This window comes from Chitinophaga sp. YIM B06452 (assembly GCF_039655965.1).
In the GTDB taxonomy this organism is placed as follows: domain Bacteria; phylum Bacteroidota; class Bacteroidia; order Chitinophagales; family Chitinophagaceae; genus Chitinophaga.
The window spans coordinates 399220-415658 of record NZ_JAWLKY010000002.1 but is presented as its reverse complement, the minus strand read 5'-3'; the positions used below and the strand labels follow the sequence as shown (position 1 = coordinate 415658).

9 protein-coding genes are annotated in these 16439 nt (G+C 54.9%); 8 read left to right on the top strand and 1 reads right to left on the bottom strand.

The genetic code is table 11. The features are described 5' to 3' along the window. Positions 1-37 precede the first annotated feature (37 nt). Genes R3I13_RS11260 through R3I13_RS11225 form a run of 8 tightly spaced genes read left to right on the top strand, consistent with a single transcriptional unit; the run spans position 38 to position 13753 of the window. Positions 38-1774 carry a class I mannose-6-phosphate isomerase gene (locus R3I13_RS11260; protein ID WP_346318052.1) on the top strand — a complete coding sequence of 579 codons (1737 nt, stop codon included), beginning with the start codon at positions 38-40 and terminating at the stop codon, positions 1772-1774. A 55-nt stretch (positions 1775-1829) separates the two neighbouring features. Then, positions 1830-4157: a GH92 family glycosyl hydrolase gene (locus tag R3I13_RS11255; RefSeq protein ID WP_346318051.1), complete on the top strand. Its 2328-nt coding sequence runs from the start codon at positions 1830-1832 to the stop codon at positions 4155-4157. Between the two features lie 56 nt (positions 4158-4213). After that, positions 4214-7303 (top strand): TonB-dependent receptor, encoded by a 3090-nt coding sequence (locus R3I13_RS11250; protein ID WP_346318050.1) that lies wholly within the window; start codon positions 4214-4216, stop codon positions 7301-7303. A gap of 21 nt (positions 7304-7324) precedes the next feature. Next, complete coding sequence (locus R3I13_RS11245) at positions 7325-8929, top strand: RagB/SusD family nutrient uptake outer membrane protein (protein ID WP_346318049.1); 1605 nt, start codon at positions 7325-7327, stop codon at positions 8927-8929. A gap of 39 nt (positions 8930-8968) precedes the next feature. Further along, complete coding sequence (locus R3I13_RS11240; RefSeq protein ID WP_346318048.1) at positions 8969-10114, top strand: SusE domain-containing protein; 1146 nt, start codon at positions 8969-8971, stop codon at positions 10112-10114. A 25-nt stretch (positions 10115-10139) separates the two neighbouring features. After that, on the top strand, positions 10140-11339 hold the full coding sequence (locus tag R3I13_RS11235) for a glycoside hydrolase family 76 protein (RefSeq protein WP_346318047.1): 1200 nt from the start codon (positions 10140-10142) through the stop codon (positions 11337-11339). 59 nt (positions 11340-11398) lie between these two features. Then, positions 11399-12553: a glycoside hydrolase family 76 protein gene (locus R3I13_RS11230; protein ID WP_346318046.1), complete on the top strand. Its 1155-nt coding sequence runs from the start codon at positions 11399-11401 to the stop codon at positions 12551-12553. 21 nt (positions 12554-12574) lie between these two features. Beyond that, positions 12575-13753 (top strand): MFS transporter, encoded by a 1179-nt coding sequence (locus R3I13_RS11225; RefSeq protein ID WP_346318045.1) that lies wholly within the window; start codon positions 12575-12577, stop codon positions 13751-13753. A 122-nt stretch (positions 13754-13875) separates the two neighbouring features. On the opposite strand, the gene R3I13_RS11220 is transcribed toward R3I13_RS11225, so the two are convergent. Continuing rightward, the gene (locus tag R3I13_RS11220; RefSeq protein ID WP_346318044.1) at positions 13876-16110 is read right to left on the bottom strand and encodes a trypsin-like peptidase domain-containing protein; all 2235 of its coding nucleotides are present in this window, start codon (positions 16108-16110) and stop codon (positions 13876-13878) included. Between the last annotated feature and the right edge of the window lie 329 nt (positions 16111-16439).

Below are 16439 nucleotides of genomic sequence, written 5' to 3'. Positions count from 1 at the left end.
CACCATGATGAACTGGAGAAAAACAACCCAACCCCTGATGCCCGTTACGACAGCGGAGAAAGCGGCGCCCCCGGCGGGCCATTACGACATGTATCCTTTCGCCAGGCTGGAAGCGGGCAGCATCCAGTGCGGGTATGCCAGTCTTGCAAACTGGATGGCAGGCCACAATGTGATCCTTATAGACGGATATGTCGGCAACGACTGGGAGTATATCGCCGGCTCCCTGGAACGGGAGCTGACCGCCGCGGGGACAGCTGTACACCTGGTGTACGCCTCCTCGCTGATGAAACCCGCTGAAGAAGTGGAGGCACTGGTAGCGCCTTTTCTCGGGGAGAAAGGAACGGTATGGGGCAGAAGGGCTGCCATTACTTTAAAAGATCTTTTTGACGAAGAAAAACTGCGGCAGGTGCAGCCGGCAACGGAAGGCATCACGCTGGTTATCGGCGTGGGCGCAGCGCTCACGGGATTGAAAGCGCCGGTGGTTTATATAGACCTTCCCAAGAATGAGCTGCAGTACCGCATGCGCGCCCGTACCGCCAATAACCTGGGCAAGCAGCAGTGGGACGATAACCAGGAAACCTACAAACGTTTTTATTTCGTAGACTGGGTATTGCTCAACGCGCACAAGCAGCAGATACTGCCTTCCATTGAAGTAGTGGCAGACGGCCAGTGGAAAGAACAATTCACCTGGGCAAGCCACGCAGCTATCAGTAAAGGCCTGCAATACCTTTCCCGCAACGCTTTCCGCGTAAGGCCCTGGTTTGAAGCAGGCGCCTGGGGAGGGGATTGGATGAAAGAAAAGATCCCCGGTCTCAACAGGGAAGAAGTGAACTATGCCTGGTCTTTTGAAATGATCGTTCCCGAGAACGGGCTGGTGTTCGAAAGCGGCGGCAGGCTGCTGGAGATCGCATTCGACTGGCTGATGATGAAACATTCCAAAGAAGTGCTCGGGCAGGATGAGCAGCGCTTCGGCATCGATTTCCCGATCCGCTTCGATTTCCTGGACACCTTCGACGGCGGCAACCTCTCCATCCAGTGCCACCCCCGCGTAAAATACATACAGGAGCAATTCGGGGAAACCATCACCCAGGATGAAACCTATTACATCCTCGACTGCAGCGAAGGAGCGAAAGTATACCTCGGCTTCCAGGACGATATTGATCCTGCTGCTTTCCGACATGCACTGGAAGAAAGCGCCGCAGAGAATAAGGCCATCGACATCGGGAAATACGTGCAGGTGCACGATGCGCATAAGCACGACTTCTTCCTCATTCCCAACGGTACGGTGCACAGCTCCGGGAAAAATAACCTGGTGCTGGAGATCAGCGCCACTCCTTACATTTTTACTTTCAAAATGTACGACTGGGTGCGGCTGGACCTCAACGGGAAGCCAAGGCCCATCAATATCGATCATGCTTTCAATAACCTTGATTTCAGCCGCAAAGGCGCGCGGGTAAAGAAAGAGCTGATCTCCAAACAGCAGGTGATAGCCGCCGGCGAAAACTGGCAGCTGGTGCATGTGCCTACCCATGCGGAACATTTTTACGATGTGCACAGGATCGAGTTTACCGGTACGGTTGAAGTGGAAACCGAAGGCAAATGTCATGTGCTGATGCTGGTGGAAGGGAGATCTGTACTGGTGGAGACCGCCAACGGGTTCCGCCAGCGGTACAACTACGCGGAAACTTTTGCCATACCTGCCGCGGCGGGTTCTTATAAGATCATCAACGAAGGCGCTGCCACGGCCAAAGTGGTAAAAGCTTTTATAAAATAAACGGGGCAGCCGGGCATCATTCCCGGGCTGTCATCACCATAAAATAATGTCAGGTATGAGAAAGGAAAATTGGATGCTCTGGTTGCTGCTGTTGGTTTCAGTATCCACTCTCAGCGCACAGGAAAAAAATGACCCGGTTCAATACGTAGATCCGTTGATCGGTACCGCGCATTGCCGCTGGTTCCATTTTGCGCCCGGCGCTTCGCCGTTCGGCATGGCCAAGCCAGGGCCCTCTACCAACGGGCATTACGGCAATCCCAACGGCTGGGAGGCTGTGGGCTACGATTACAGGCATACTTCCATTGAAGGGTTCCCCAACTTCCATGAGTTCCAGGTTGGCGGCGTTGTGCTGATGCCCACAAAAGGCCCGCTGGTGACCGTACCGGGAAAGCTGGAAGACAGCCTCTCCGGCTACCGCTCCGCCTTCGACCGCGCGCAGGAAACCGCTGCCGCTGGCTATTATTCCGTTTTGCTGAAACGCTATGGCATCAAAGCTGAGCTGACCTCCACCCAACGTGTGGCCTTCCAGCGCTTCACATTCCCCGCCGGCAGCGATTCCCATATTCTTTTCGACATCGGTAACAAACAGGGTGAAAGCGGCGAAGTGAAAGATGCGCATGTATATATGACGGCGGACGGCCGCATTGAAGGTTACGTGATCACCCTGCCTGCATACGTGCAAAAGTACCAGCAGGGCGCCGAGGTGGCCATGTATTTCTCCGCCGTGACAGATAAAAAACCAAGCTCTTTCGGCACCTTCCGTGGAGACGTGCAAACCGGCGGCGCTGCGGACATCCGGGGAAAAGGAGCGGGCTTGTACCTCACCTTTGAAACCAAAGAGCAGGAAGCGGTTACCGTGCGTATCGGGCTTTCTTACACATCCGTAGAAAATGCCCGCCTCAATATGCAGCGCGAGGCTGCGGCCACGAACTTCAGCCAGGCCCGGCAGCAGGCGCAGCGAAAATGGAGCGAGTACCTCGGCAGGATCACCGTGAGCGGCGGCACCAAAGCAGACCGTACAAAGTTTTATACCGGCCTGTATCATGCCGTGCTGGGCCGCGGCCTTGCCAGCGATGTGAACGGGGCTTATCCGAAGAACACGGGCGGCAACGGGCAGATCCCTTTGAATAAAGCGGGCGTGCCCGTGCATAATCATTACAACACAGACGCCGTATGGGGCGCGTTCTGGAACCTTACGCCGCTCTGGGCGTTGGTGTACCCGGAATATTATTCCGACTTCGTGAGCAGCCAGCTGCTGGTATACAACGACGCAGGCTGGCTGGGCGACGGTATCGCTTCCAGCAAGTATGTGTCCGGCGTGGGCACCAACTTCGTGAGCCTCGTGATAGCCGGCGCTTACAACTACGGCATCCGTGATTTTGATGTGGCCAAAGGATATGCAGCGGCGCTTAAGAATGAAATTGGTTACGAGAACAGGCCGGAAGGCGCAGGGAAAGACGACGTAGCCCGGTTCCGCAAATACGGTTATGTGGACCATGTGGACCCGAAGCCGGGCGACTGGTGCTTCTCCGGCTCCCATACGCTGGAATATTCTTTCAGCGCCTACGCCGTAGCGCAATGGGCAAAAGCGCTGGGCAAAACCGGTGATTACAACACCCTGCTGAAACTGTCGCAAAGCTGGGAAAATATCTTTGACCCAACTAATAAGTATATGCGTCCCCGTTATGCCGACGGCCGCTTTGTAGACAACTTCAAGCCAACTGAACCCTGGCGCGGCTTCCAGGAAGGGAATGCGGGGCAATACACTTTTTACGTGCCGCATGATCCCGAAGGCCTGGTGGCTAAAATTGGCAGGGAAGAATTCAACAAAAGGCTGGACAGCATTTTTACTGCCGCGCAAAAAACTACGTTTGGCGGCGGCACCACCATCGACGCTTTCTCCGGCCTTTCCGCGCCTTATAATCACGGCAACCAGCCCTGCCTGCAAATGCCCTGGATGTTCAACTACTCCGGCAAACCGCATCTTACCCAGAAGTGGGTGAGGGCCATCTGCAACGAGTTTTACGGTACCGAAGGCGTACATGGTTACGGTTACGGGCAGGATGAAGACCAGGGGCAGCTCGGCGCCTGGTACGTGATGAGCGCCATGGGACTGTTCGACGTACAGGGCGGCGCATCGGCCAAACCGGTGATGCAGATCGCTTCCTCCCTGTTCGATAAGGTGAAGATAAAGCTGAATAAAAAGTATTACAGGGGCAATACCCTTGAGATCGTCACGCACAACAACAGCGCGGGCAATATCTACCTCCGTCAGCCAACATTCAACGGCAAAAAGCTTCCGCAGAATTCCATACCGTTCGAACAACTGACGCGTGGAGGAAAGCTGGTGTACACGTTATCGGACAAACCTGCTGCGTATTGATGCAGCGGGCTTTTAAAAAAAAGAATATTCCACATCTGATCAAAAAAATTAAGCCTATGCTAGCTTATTATCACGTTATCGTAATAAGGCTCACGCGCAGAAGCAGGCTCCCGCTGATGGTGCTGCTGCTACTGCTCGCGGCGGGCCGCGGCGCATATGCGCAGGAATCCCGTACTATTACAGGCCGCGTTACAGACGATCTTACCAAACAACCGGTCCCGGGAGTTTCCGTTTCAGTCAAAGGTACCGGTACCGGCACAGCTACGGCCGCCGACGGTACATTTTCCTTAAAGGTCCCGGCAGGCAACCAGGTGCTCATGTTCTCTTCCATCGGCTATGCCAGCCAGGAAGTGCCGCTCACATCTGCGTCGCAGCTGAACATATCCCTTAAAGTCTCCAGCAGCACATTATCGGATGTGGTGGTGGTAGGCTACGGCACGCAGAAGCGCACGAGTCTTACCGGCGCAGTGAGCGTAGTGACGGCGAAGGACCTGGAGGGCAAACCTGTTACCAGTGCGGTGCAGGCCCTGCAGGGCGCAGCGCCGAACCTCATCATCCAGCAGAACGCTACGGAGCCCGGCGCGGCTATCAATATCAATGTGCGCGGCGTGAGTACTGTCAACAACACCAGTCCGCTGATACTGGTAGACGGTGTGCCCGGGTCGCTGGACCTGCTCAATCCTAACGACATCGAAAGCATCAGCGTACTGAAAGATGCAGCCTCGTCTGCCATCTACGGCTCCCGCGCTGCCAACGGGGTGATACTCGTTACCACCAAAAAAGGAAAGCTCAATAAAGTGCCCCGCATTACCTACAACGGTATAGCCGGCGCGCAGCAGCCTACTTTCCTCATCAAACCGGTGAGTGGGGTGGAATACATGCAGCTTAAAAACGAAGCGCTGGTCAATTCAGGGCAAACGGCGCAGTTCTCCCCCGAGCAGATCCGCCGCCAGGGAGAGAAAGGTTCCGAAAAATGGTGGATGGACGAAGTGATGCGCCCCGCCGCATTGCAGCACAATCACAACCTCGGCGTAACGGGCGCCGTAGGCAAGGTCGCCTACCTGGTTTCCGGCGGGTACATGGACCAGAACAGCCTGTACCGCGGACCTGATTATGGCTACCAGCGTTACAACGCACGCGCCAACCTCAGCACACAGCTGGGCAAATTAAAACTGGGCGGCAATTTCGCTTATGCAAAACAGAAGATAAGGGAGCATGCCTATTATTCCGACTGGCTGGTTTCCACGGCCATCCGCATTCCCCGCATCTATCCGATCAGAGACACGGCCGGCCATTATTTCCTGGCGCCCACAGCTTCCAACAACCCGCTGGCACAGCTGGAACAGGGCGGCCGCAGGCTGTACAACAACGACAGCTACAACTACATGGCCAATGCCGAATACGCGATCACCAGTCACCTGTCTGCCAAAGTGGTATACGGAGCGGATATCCGCGTGAATAACATGGATGAATTCCGCCGGTCCATCAACTACGCGCCCTACTCAGGCTCCGACAACCAGAGCGCGAGAACGGTGAACCATGCGCGCAGCATACAGGACAATTTCCAGGCATTGCTCAATTACGACCGCACCTTCAACAAAGTGCACGAAGTAAAGGCCTTGCTGGGCTATGCTACGGAAGGCTGGAAGAACAAGTATAGCCAAACCCGCCGGCTTAACGTGGATAATACGACGGGCGATTCCACCACAGGCACCGAAACCCTGAAGGGCTTCAACGATACATACGATACCCGCATCGACCAATGGGCGCTTAATTCAGCGTTCGGGCGGTTGAACTATAGTTTCGACAACCGTTATTATTTCGAATTCAACTTCCGCTACGACGCATCCAGCCGTTTTGCCAAAGGCAACCGCGGTGCATTTTTCCCTTCGTTCTCCGCCGCATGGCGCATTACGGACGAGCCGTTCATGGAAACGGTGAAGCAGAAGCTGGGCGACCTGAAGCTGCGCGGATCCTGGGGCCAGCTCGGCAACCAGCAGATCATTTCCAACTACGGCTACATGAACGTATATACGACCGTGAGCAATATGTATGGCTTCAACAACCTCGCGCAGGCAGGCTCTTCCTTTGCGGTGGGCAACCCGGTGATCACCTGGGAATCCGCCAACTCCGCCAACATCGGTTTCGACCTGTCTATGCTGGACAACCGGCTGACCATCAGCTACGATTATTTCCACAAGATCACGGACAACATCCTGCTGCAACTGCCCGCACCCGGCCTCTACGGCGCTACCCCGGCCTTCCAGAATGCAGGCAAGGTGAAGAACCAGGGCTTTGAGCTGGCCGTTAACTACAAGGCTAAAACCGGCGCGTTCAACCACACACTGGGCGCCAACCTGGCAGACAACCTCAACGAGATCGTTGATTTCAAAGGCCGCACCTTCATCCAGGAAGGGGACGTAACCTACATCAACCGTGAAGGATACCCGATCAGCGCTTATTACGGCTTCGAGGCAGACGGTTTTTACCAGAACCTTGAGGATATCAAGAACAGTCCCAAACCGTCTTTCGTAAACCAGGTAAAACCCGGCGACATCAAATACGTAGACCGCAACGGGGACGGCGTGATCAACAACGACGACCGCTTCATCATGGGCAATCCTTTCCCCCGCTTCACTTTCGGGCTGAACTACAGCGTAACCTGGAAAGGTTTTGACGCGAGCATTTTCATCCAGGGCGTAGGCAAAAGGAACGTGTTCCTGCGTGGCGAAGGCATAGAGGCATTCCATAACAACTGGGATAACGTATATGCGCAGCATATAGACCGGTGGACGCCGAACAACCCGGACGCGGATTATCCCCGCCTTACCATCGGCACGGAATCCGTTAATAACAGGGCCAACTCTACTTTCTGGCTGGAGAATGCCGCCTATGCAAGGCTGAAGAATGCGCAGCTCGGTTATACGCTGCCTGCCAGCCTAACCGGCCGCGCAAAGATCCAGAAGGTAAGGGTATACCTCACCGGGCAGAACCTGTGGACCGTTACCGGCATGAAGAATGGCATGGACCCCGAACTGACGGAGTTTAACAGTACCCTCAACCTGAACTCGCTGAGCAGCGCCACAAGCGGCCGCATTTACCCTGTTCAGAAAGTATGGGCAGTAGGGCTGGATATCAACTTTTAACCACGTTTAAATGACCGCAATATGCGTATAAGAAAGTATTGTTCGATTGTGTTGGGGGCGCTGCTGCTCGGGGCTGCGGGCTGTAAGAAGCTCGACCTGGGGCCGTCTTACCAGGATACCGATCTCACCTTCTGGCAAAAGCCGGAAGCCGCGGAGCAGGTGCTCAATAACTGCTACGCCGGCATGTATTCAGCCGATTATTATTTTTTCAATGAAAGTCTCAGTGATAATTCCTTCAGCTCCAGCTCCGTGAACGGCGGTGCCGCGCAAAGCATTGCCGCGGGCGCTTACGACGGCCGCACCAACCGCGTGGCAGGGGAGTGGGCATTTCACTACGGCGGCATCCGCAATGTTAATAATCTCATTGCCAATATAGACAAAGTGCCCGGGCTCGACGCCGGCCTGAAAGACCGTTACCTCGCTGAAGCAAGGTTCATCCGAGCCTTTCATTACTTCCATCTCGTTACCTGGTATGGCAACGTGCCGCTGATCGAAAACGAGATCTCCTACGAAGAAAGTTTCCGGATCGCCCGCACTGCCAAAGCCGAAGTGCTGAGCTACATACTCGCCGAGCTGGACGAAGTCACGGCCGCGCTTCCGCTGAGATCCGCTTATCCCGCTTCAGACAAAGGCCGCATTGCGAAGGGCGCTGCCGCAGCCCTCAAGGCAAAAGTATTGCTCTACGACAACAAGTGGAGCGAAGCCGCCGCCGTGCTGGAACAGATCATGGCGGGCACGTACGGCGCTTACACCCTGTTCCCTTCCTTCGCCGGCATCTTCCAGCCGGAGAATGAGAATAACGATGAAGTGATCCTCAACCTGGAGTTTGTTCCGGTGAGCAGGACGCATTCCATGCAGCGTTTCTTCATTCCTTTCACAGAAGGCACGCTCATCTGCGGCATGGCGCCCTCGCAGTCGCTGGTAGATGATTTTGTCATGACCAACGGCAAGGGCATTAATGAAACAGGCTCCGGCTACGACGATAACGCTCCCTTCCGCAACCGCGACCCGAGGCTGGAAGCCACCATCATCCACGACGGCTCTTCCTTCACCACCAAACGCGGCGAAACCATCACCATCCGTACAGCGCCCGGTACCGGCGACAATGCGGCAGACAAAGCGGACGCTTCCAAAACAGGCTATTACTTCCGCAAGTATTACGACCGTACCGCCGATGGCAATAACAACTCCGGTCTCAACCTTATCCTCCTCCGTTATGCGGACGTGCTGCTGATGTATGCCGAAGCAAAAGCGATGATGAACCAGCTGGATGCGGCCGTATGGGATAAGACCATCAGGCCCATCCGCCAGCGCGCAGGCTTCAGCGACCCGGCGGCTCTCAACTTCTCGAACTACGCAGGTTTGAGTAACGCCGCCAAAACGGAACTCGTACGCCGCGAGCGCAGGAGCGAAATGGCGCTGGAAAGCCAGCGGATATTCGACATCCGCCGTTGGAAGATCGCGGAGACCGTCATGAACGGCACACTCTATGGCATGAAGGTGGGCAACAGCCATCTTGCTGTGGACAGGCGCGTGTTCGACGCCCGCAAACATTACCTGTGGCCGGTACCGCAGGCGGATATAGACATGAACAAAAACCTGCTGCCGAATAACGCCGGCTGGTGACCTGTACAACCTTTATCAACACTCATAAAAGATATTCTTATGACACGCATTTTCAATCCCGCGATATATACCATGCTGGCCGCGCTGCTGGCCATAGGAGCTTTCACCTCCTGCGAAAAGGACAAGACCATCAACAGCAATATTTCCACCGTTAAAGAATTGTATTACCCTGAGGTGGGCAAATACTACAAGCTGCAGCCCGCCACCAGTGCCGTGGTGAACTTCGAATGGAGCGCGGCCAGGGCCGAAGACGGCAGCCTCGTGATGTATGAGGTCGCATTCGATACGCTGGGCGGCAATTTTCAGCGGCCCATCTATACCGTTGCCTCCAACGGAAACGGCGTGCAGAATTCGCTCTCGCTCTCCCATAAAGTACTCAACTCCATTGCCAGCAAAGCGGGCATTCAGCCTTCCACCTCCGGTTCTCTGCAATGGACGGTGATCGCCAGCAAAGGCCTTAACGAAAAACGCGCTGATTCCTCCAGGGTGATCGTGATCGAAAGGCCCGCAGGCTTTACGGAGATACCCGCCAATGTGTTCATCACCGGCGCAGCAACAGAAGGCGGAACGGACCTTGCCGCTGCCAAAGCCATGAAACAGGGCGCCGACGGGGTGTTCGAGATATTCACCCGGCTGAAGAACGGATCATTCACTTTCACAGACCGCAACAGCGGCACGCCGGTAACCTATTCCATGCAGGGCAACAGGTTGCAGGAAGGCGGGGAGAACCAGCAGACCGGCGACAAGATATACCGCATCCGGCTGGACTTTGCGAATGCCGCCGCGGAGATGATCGAGATCACCGATGCGGGCGTGTTTGCATCCGCCTACAACAAAGTGATCGGCAAACTCGCTTACACCGGCAATGGTACCTGGTCGGCGCAGGGCGTGCCCATCGCTTATTTCGATTTCGGCAGCTGGAAGGATGACCGTTTCAAATTCCAGTTCACCACCGCGGATGCGGCCGGCACCGCCGGAACCCTCTACTACGGCAGCGTGAACCAGTCCAACTCTACACCGCCCGACGCCAATACGCCGGCAGCTTATTATTCCGTAGTGCCGGTAGATAATTCGCAGTGGGATTTCACCTATAAATACCCGGCCGGCTCTGATGGGAAAACCGGGGATTTTACCCTGCAGCTGAATGCGCAGGAAGATTATTCCTATAAACTGACCGTGCACTAATTGGTGAATCTTTAAAGTCATTTACATGAGACCTATCATTCTGATCATAGCCGCGGCGGCGCTTACCCTTAGCGGGTGTTACAAGCAGCGGGACGATGTGCCTGTGAAAGTGGAAGGCGATACCGCGACGGTGGCATTGACCTACAAGCTCAAAGCCCGCCAGGCGCTGGACGATATCTATAAAAATTACGGCATCAGCGGCAGCCACTATGTAAGGGAAAGTTTTCCCGCACAGCCCGGTGACCCGAAGTATGCTTACCTCTGGCCTTACTCCGCCATGTTTACGGCGGCTACGCTGTTGAAGCAGCTGGGCTTTACGGATGAAGTGTACCAGGGTTATTATACGGGCACGCTTGCAGGCATGCAAGGTTACCTGGATGCTAGACGCCAGCCTGCCGGGTACCAGTCCATCCCTGTAAGCGAAGGCCAGGCGGACCGTTTCTACGACGATAACGCCATTACCGGCATAGACATGCTGGAAGCTTACCGGCTCACCCGCGATGTGCAATTGCTCGCCAACGCAAAAACCTGTTACACGTTCTGCGCCTCCGCCGAAAGCCCTGAAGCAGGCGGCGGCCTTCACTGGAACGAAGGGGTGCGCAACAATCCCGATGATCCGAATTATATCAAGGCCACCAATGTGACCGCGCTTTCCGCCACACTGGCCCTGCAATTGTATCAACAGGAACAGAACGCAACTTATCTCTCCTCCGCCAAACGCTGGTACAACTGGGTAAAACAATACATGCTGGACCCGTCTGACAAGATCTTCTGGAACTCGGTATGGATCAAGGATGGCAGCATCAATTATGCTAAATGGACCTACAACTCCGGTGCCATGATCCAGAACGCGGCCCTGTTGTATAAGATCACGGGCGAGGAAGCCTACCTCGCAGATGCGAAAGCATGGGCGCAGGCTTCGTATAATTTTTTCACGCGCGAGGTGCCCAACATCGGCCGGTTCTTCGTGCCGCACGACCCATGGTTTACCGCCGTGCTGCTGCGCGGGTACCTGGAGCTGTATGAGCTGGACAAGAATGCTACCTATATCAACACCCTCGCTGCGAATGTAGACTACGCATGGCAGCACAGCAGGCTGCCGGGCACCTTCCAGTTCTATGAAGACTGGTCCGGCTCCGACCTGGGGAGATACCATTCCCTACTTACGCACATCGGCATGGTGGAGATATATGCCAGGTTATCAATCTGGGAAAAAGAACAATAAACCGGCACATCCGTTGGCGGTGGACACAACGGCGAACGGATGCTGCCCAACCGGGGATTATGAAAAGGATATTATTCAGCCTGGCGTTGACAGCTATGGTGCTACAGGCTGCTGCGCAGCAAAACGAATACCGGCAAAGGGCGGAGGAAATGTTCCACCGCGTATGGACGTTGTACCGCGTACCGCAGCACGGGCTTTTTTCAGAGTATTACCCGCAGCAGCATAAGGATTCGCTCACCTATATGCAGGACGGGAATGTGCAATCCAAAGAAGTGAGTTACCTCTGGCCGCTCAGCGGGGTGGTCACTTCCGCCAGTATGATGATGCGGCTGCCCGGTAAAAAGGCGGTCTACCGGCCTTACGTGGATTCAGCCATGGCGGCCATGTACCAGTACCGCGATACCACGCGCCGCCCGGCTGGCTACCAGGCTTACCCGGCAAAGTTCGAAAAGGTGGACCGTTATTATGACGACAACGGCCTTGTAGCCATCGACTATATGGAAGCCTACGAAAATACCCGCAACCCGGTGTATCTTTCCAGGGCTAAGGAAGTATTTGCTTTCATCATGAGCGGGTGGACGGACGTGCTCGGCGGCGGCGTTACCTGGCTGGAGGGCCGCGGCGATCAAAAGCCGGCCTGCAGTAACGGCATGGCCACGCTGGCTGCGCTCAAAATATACCAGGCCACCAAGGAGCCGTATTACCTGCAGCAAGGCATTAAATTCTACGACTGGATGAACAGGCATTTGCGCGACTCCGCCGGCCTGTACCGGAACGATATTAAGACCGCCACAGGGGCAGTGAATGCGACCTACTATACATATAACTCGGGATCTATGCTGGAAGCGGCCATTATGCTCTACACTTTCACCCGGCAACAAAAATATTACCGCGATGCAAAGCAAACGGCGCAATCGGCCTACCATTATTTCGGCCGGCCGCAGGAAGGCATGCGCAGCGAATTCTGCGACCTGCCCTGGTTTGCCACGGTGCTGTTCCGCGGGTATGCCGCGCTTTATGCCACAGACAAAGATCCTGTGTATTTAAAGGCCATTATTTCGCGGGTAGACCATGCCTGGAACCACCGGGACCCTTACGGCCTGCTCAACCATAACTGGAGCGATAAACGGGATGAGGCCGGGAAACCGAAGTGGCTGCTGGACGAAGCCTGCATTGCAGAGCTGTACGCCCGCATGGCCCTGCTGAATTTATAATAAATACAACATCAAACAAATATGACGCAAGCTACCAGCAATCCATCCATTCCGCCGGCCAAAACAAGCGTGTTGCAGCTGGCTCCCATTTTGTCCGGCTTCTTCATCATGGGCTTTGTGGACGTGGTGGGTATTGCCACCAACTACGTGAAAAAAGATTTCGGCTTGTCTGATACCTTGTCGAACCTGTTGCCTATGGCGGTTTTCCTCTGGTTCCTGATCTTTTCCGTGCCCACGGGCATGCTGATGAACAGGATCGGCAGGAAACGCACCGTGCAGCTGAGCATGCTCATCACCGGCGTTGGCCTGCTGGTGCCGGTGATATCCTATACTTTACCCGTGGTGCTCTCCGCCTTTGCGCTGCTGGGCATCGGCAACACCTTGCTGCAGGTGGCGCTCAACCCGCTGCTGACCAATGTGGTGAGTAAAGACAGGCTGACCAGCAGCCTTACTACCGGGCAGTTCATCAAAGCGGTAGCCTCCTTCCTGGGCCCCATTATTGCAGCCTATGCCGGCACGCGCTTCGGGAACTGGCAGTTGCTGTTCCCGGCATTTGCGGGCGTCACGCTGCTGTCTTTCCTCTGGCTCAGCGCCACGCCGCTGCAGGAAGGCGGGCGCAGGGAAAATACTTCTACTGTCGCGGAATGCTTTGCCCTGCTGGGCGACGGCAGGATATTCCTGTATTTCCTTGGCATACTGACATTGGTGGGTATTGATGTGGGGCTGAACGTATCCGCTCCCAAAATACTGATGGAGCGCACCGGCATGGCGCTTGAGCAGGCGGGTTATGTAGCCAGCGTATATTTTGTTTTCAAGACCGCCGGCACGTTCCTCGGCGCTTTCCTGCTGGCCAAATGGCCCGCCCACAGGTTTTACCTCGGGTCCGCCATAGCCGCGGTGGCTGCCATGATAGTGCTGCTGTTTGCGCACAACGCAGGCGTGATCTACGCCGGCATTGCACTGGCCGGGTTTGCCTGCGCCAATATTTTCTCCATCCTGTTCTCTTTTGCATTGCAACGGATGCCGGAAAGGTCTAACGAAGTGTCGGGCCTGCTGATCATGGGCGTTTCAGGCGGCGCTATTTTTCCTTTGCTGATGGGCGTCGCTTCCGATGCGGCGGGCGCGCAATGGGGAGCAATAGCGGTGTTGCTGGTTTGCTGCGTATATCACTGGGCGCTTGCGGCGAAAGAGATGAGATAGGAGAGTGCGTGCGCTTAGTTCCGCCAATACCGGATGGGGGCCGGTCCCGTCTTTTTTAAAAAAAATGCCCCGGGAGCAAACATGCTGTTCGTTCCCGGGGCACTTTTATTACTATTGTTTAATTACCGCTTGATGATCGTTTCACTTCTCCATTCCTTCCCGTTATAAACCCGCAGGAAGTAAACATCCGGTTTTAATCCTTCCATATCCAGCGTCAGTTTTTTAATGCCCTCGCTATAACGGGCCTGTTTCACTACGTGGCCTGTTTTATCTGTCACCTGTATTTCGCGGATGGACATGGCCTTTTCGCTCCTGGCGGATGTCTCATCCAGCGCAATTTCTACCCGGTTGCTGACGGGGTTGGGCGTAACGGTGAACGCAAAACTGCAGCTTTGTACGAAATGGTAATATCCCGGCGACCATTCACTCCAGCCGCAGTTGTTCCGCACCCTGAACCGGAAGGTTACAACATAGGGCTGGGATTGCGTCGGGAATGTGCCGGTAAATCCTGCCCGGTTCACAATACTGGTGCTGTAACACGCTAAGCTGCCTGAGTTATAATTGATGCTATAGGAATATGGGCTCTGTATCCAGTATTCTACCTCTGACACACTGGCGTTCGTACGCAGCGCGCAGCCACCGGCGCCGTTGTAGGTAACCCCGAAGGACGGGGTGCAGGGATTCCCTGTTTTTTCAAAAGTAAACCCATCCAGTTCCGGTTCGGCAACGCCTACCAGCTTGGAGGCGGTCCTGCTGCTGCCGCAGGTGATCTCCGTGGCGGTGAGCGTAAACGTTCCGCAGCCCACCCTCGTTACCGTTGCCGGGTTGCCGGACGGTGAAACGGTGGCCACGGCGGGGTTGGAAGAGGTCCAGGTTACGTTCCCCGTATAGGGGGCGCCGTTATAGTACAATGTATAATTTTCCGCAGGTGCGTTGAGGTAGGAATTACCTGTTACCTCAAGCGTACCCGGGAACGTGTTCAGTTGGTTGATGTTGGTGGTATTCGTGGTAACGAAGCCGCTGTTGAGCGGATCCAGCCAGTTGCTTAACCGCGTGGAATTCGTTCCGCCTCCCGTCCAGGAAATATCGAACCTGCCGTATTCGCCGATAGGTGTCTGTATACAAAAACAAACGTTGTCTCCAAGTATGCACCCGTTTGCCTGGTTGCCGTGCAGCTGCCCTACAATACGGTGGTTGGGATCAAATAAAGGCGCGCCGGATGAACCGTGCTGCACGATCCCCACATCGAAGGTAGCCCGCCAATGGTCGGCCGCCCCGCCAAGATAAGATACCGCAACGAGTGGATTATTATCCTGGCTGATCTTCATCAGGTCTCCCATAGGATGATGAATGGTGGTGGCAGAAGCGGCCGGTGTTGTGCTCCTGGTCCATCCCGCATAAGTGATATTGGAATTGACGGGCGGCGTATTGTTCAGCTGCAGCAGGGCGAAATCTGTTTCGCCATGGTTGGCCCGCAGGGTGCATCCGTTGAACTGCATGTCTTCCAGCCAGCCGGTATTCACATTGCATTGGGTGCTCCAGGTCTGGAACTGGAATACCCAGTTGGGTACATTGCCGGCATCCAGGCAGTGATTGGCGGTGAGCAGGTAAGGAGTGCTGGTGTTGCAGGTATTCATGACCAATGCGCCTGTACAGGCTTCGCTGCCATTGGCCACGATCAGCGCGATGGAATTCCGTTCGTTGTTCCAGCCATTACCCGCCGGGCAGGCAACGTTTACGTTACAGGCGGCCGACGCGCCGGGATCGCCGAAAAAGTCGGTCCCGAACTTCTGAAATCCGAAATTGATCTTGTCGATAATAAGGGTATTGCCTTTTTCTTCCCCCTTCGGCACTTTCAGGGAAATGGTCAGCTCATTGCCCTGGTATACCCGCGTAGCCCACATCTGCTGCGGGTTATTCTCCCTGGCGGTAATGCTGTCCGTCAGTTCATGGCGGGTGTAGATGCTCAGTACGGCATTTGCGGAGAGGATAAACTTCCCGAACTGAAGGGAAAGGTTAAGCGCCTTTGCGCCTTTCAGCGAATACAGGTAAGTGGTCCCGCTTTGATCACTCTCCACTTTGGCGGATTGCAGCACATCGATGGAAACATGCGCCGGCGTGGCAAACCTGTTAACATATTGCCCGGGATCCGCTCCGCCGGTTTTACCGCCGGCCTTCAACTGGTCGAAAGACGCAGGCGCCGCCACCAGCTGCGGAGCAATGCCGGCTGCCCGGGCGGACACAGTGGCGGGTATGCCGTCTTTGAATATTTTCGTCTTAACCTGGGAAAATGAAATAAGGGGAATTAAGCTGCATAATGCTCCCGTAAGGAGTATGCGCTTGTAGAAGTGTTTCATGGATTTCTGATTTCTGTATTGAATAATAGGTACATGCAAAACTATTGGAGGCAAAAAACGGGTTACAATATCCGGGTGCTGACTGCAGGTATAGTTGGGTCACAAAATTCAGGGCTCGGGAAGTAGTCAGGTTTCCAGGTTTTCATGCACTGCTCTCTATGTACAGGCACTATGCAATATAAAAAATAATTTCTATTCGATGCGTTCGTGCAGCTGCTAATTATTCCGCTAAAATAAATTGCTCTCCCGTTCCCATACTACTTAAAGGTTCAGACATTGAATACTATCAAAAAAACAAAAGCCACCGTGAAGTGGCTTTTTATATTTCG

What these genes read in the sequence shown, in the direction of transcription:
- R3I13_RS11260 (WP_346318052.1), top strand. Translation starts at nt 38, where the DNA reads ATGCCCGTTACGACAGCGGAGAAAGCGGCGCCCCCGGCGGGCCATTAC.
- R3I13_RS11255 (WP_346318051.1), top strand. Translation starts at nt 1,830, where the DNA reads ATGAGAAAGGAAAATTGGATGCTCTGGTTGCTGCTGTTGGTTTCAGTA.
- R3I13_RS11250 (WP_346318050.1), top strand. Translation starts at nt 4,214, where the DNA reads ATGCTAGCTTATTATCACGTTATCGTAATAAGGCTCACGCGCAGAAGC.
- R3I13_RS11245 (WP_346318049.1), top strand. Translation starts at nt 7,325, where the DNA reads ATGCGTATAAGAAAGTATTGTTCGATTGTGTTGGGGGCGCTGCTGCTC.
- R3I13_RS11240 (WP_346318048.1), top strand. Translation starts at nt 8,969, where the DNA reads ATGACACGCATTTTCAATCCCGCGATATATACCATGCTGGCCGCGCTG.
- R3I13_RS11235 (WP_346318047.1), top strand. Translation starts at nt 10,140, where the DNA reads ATGAGACCTATCATTCTGATCATAGCCGCGGCGGCGCTTACCCTTAGC.
- R3I13_RS11230 (WP_346318046.1), top strand. Translation starts at nt 11,399, where the DNA reads ATGAAAAGGATATTATTCAGCCTGGCGTTGACAGCTATGGTGCTACAG.
- R3I13_RS11225 (WP_346318045.1), top strand. Translation starts at nt 12,575, where the DNA reads ATGACGCAAGCTACCAGCAATCCATCCATTCCGCCGGCCAAAACAAGC.
- R3I13_RS11220 (WP_346318044.1), bottom strand. Translation starts at nt 16,110, where the DNA reads ATGAAACACTTCTACAAGCGCATACTCCTTACGGGAGCATTATGCAGC.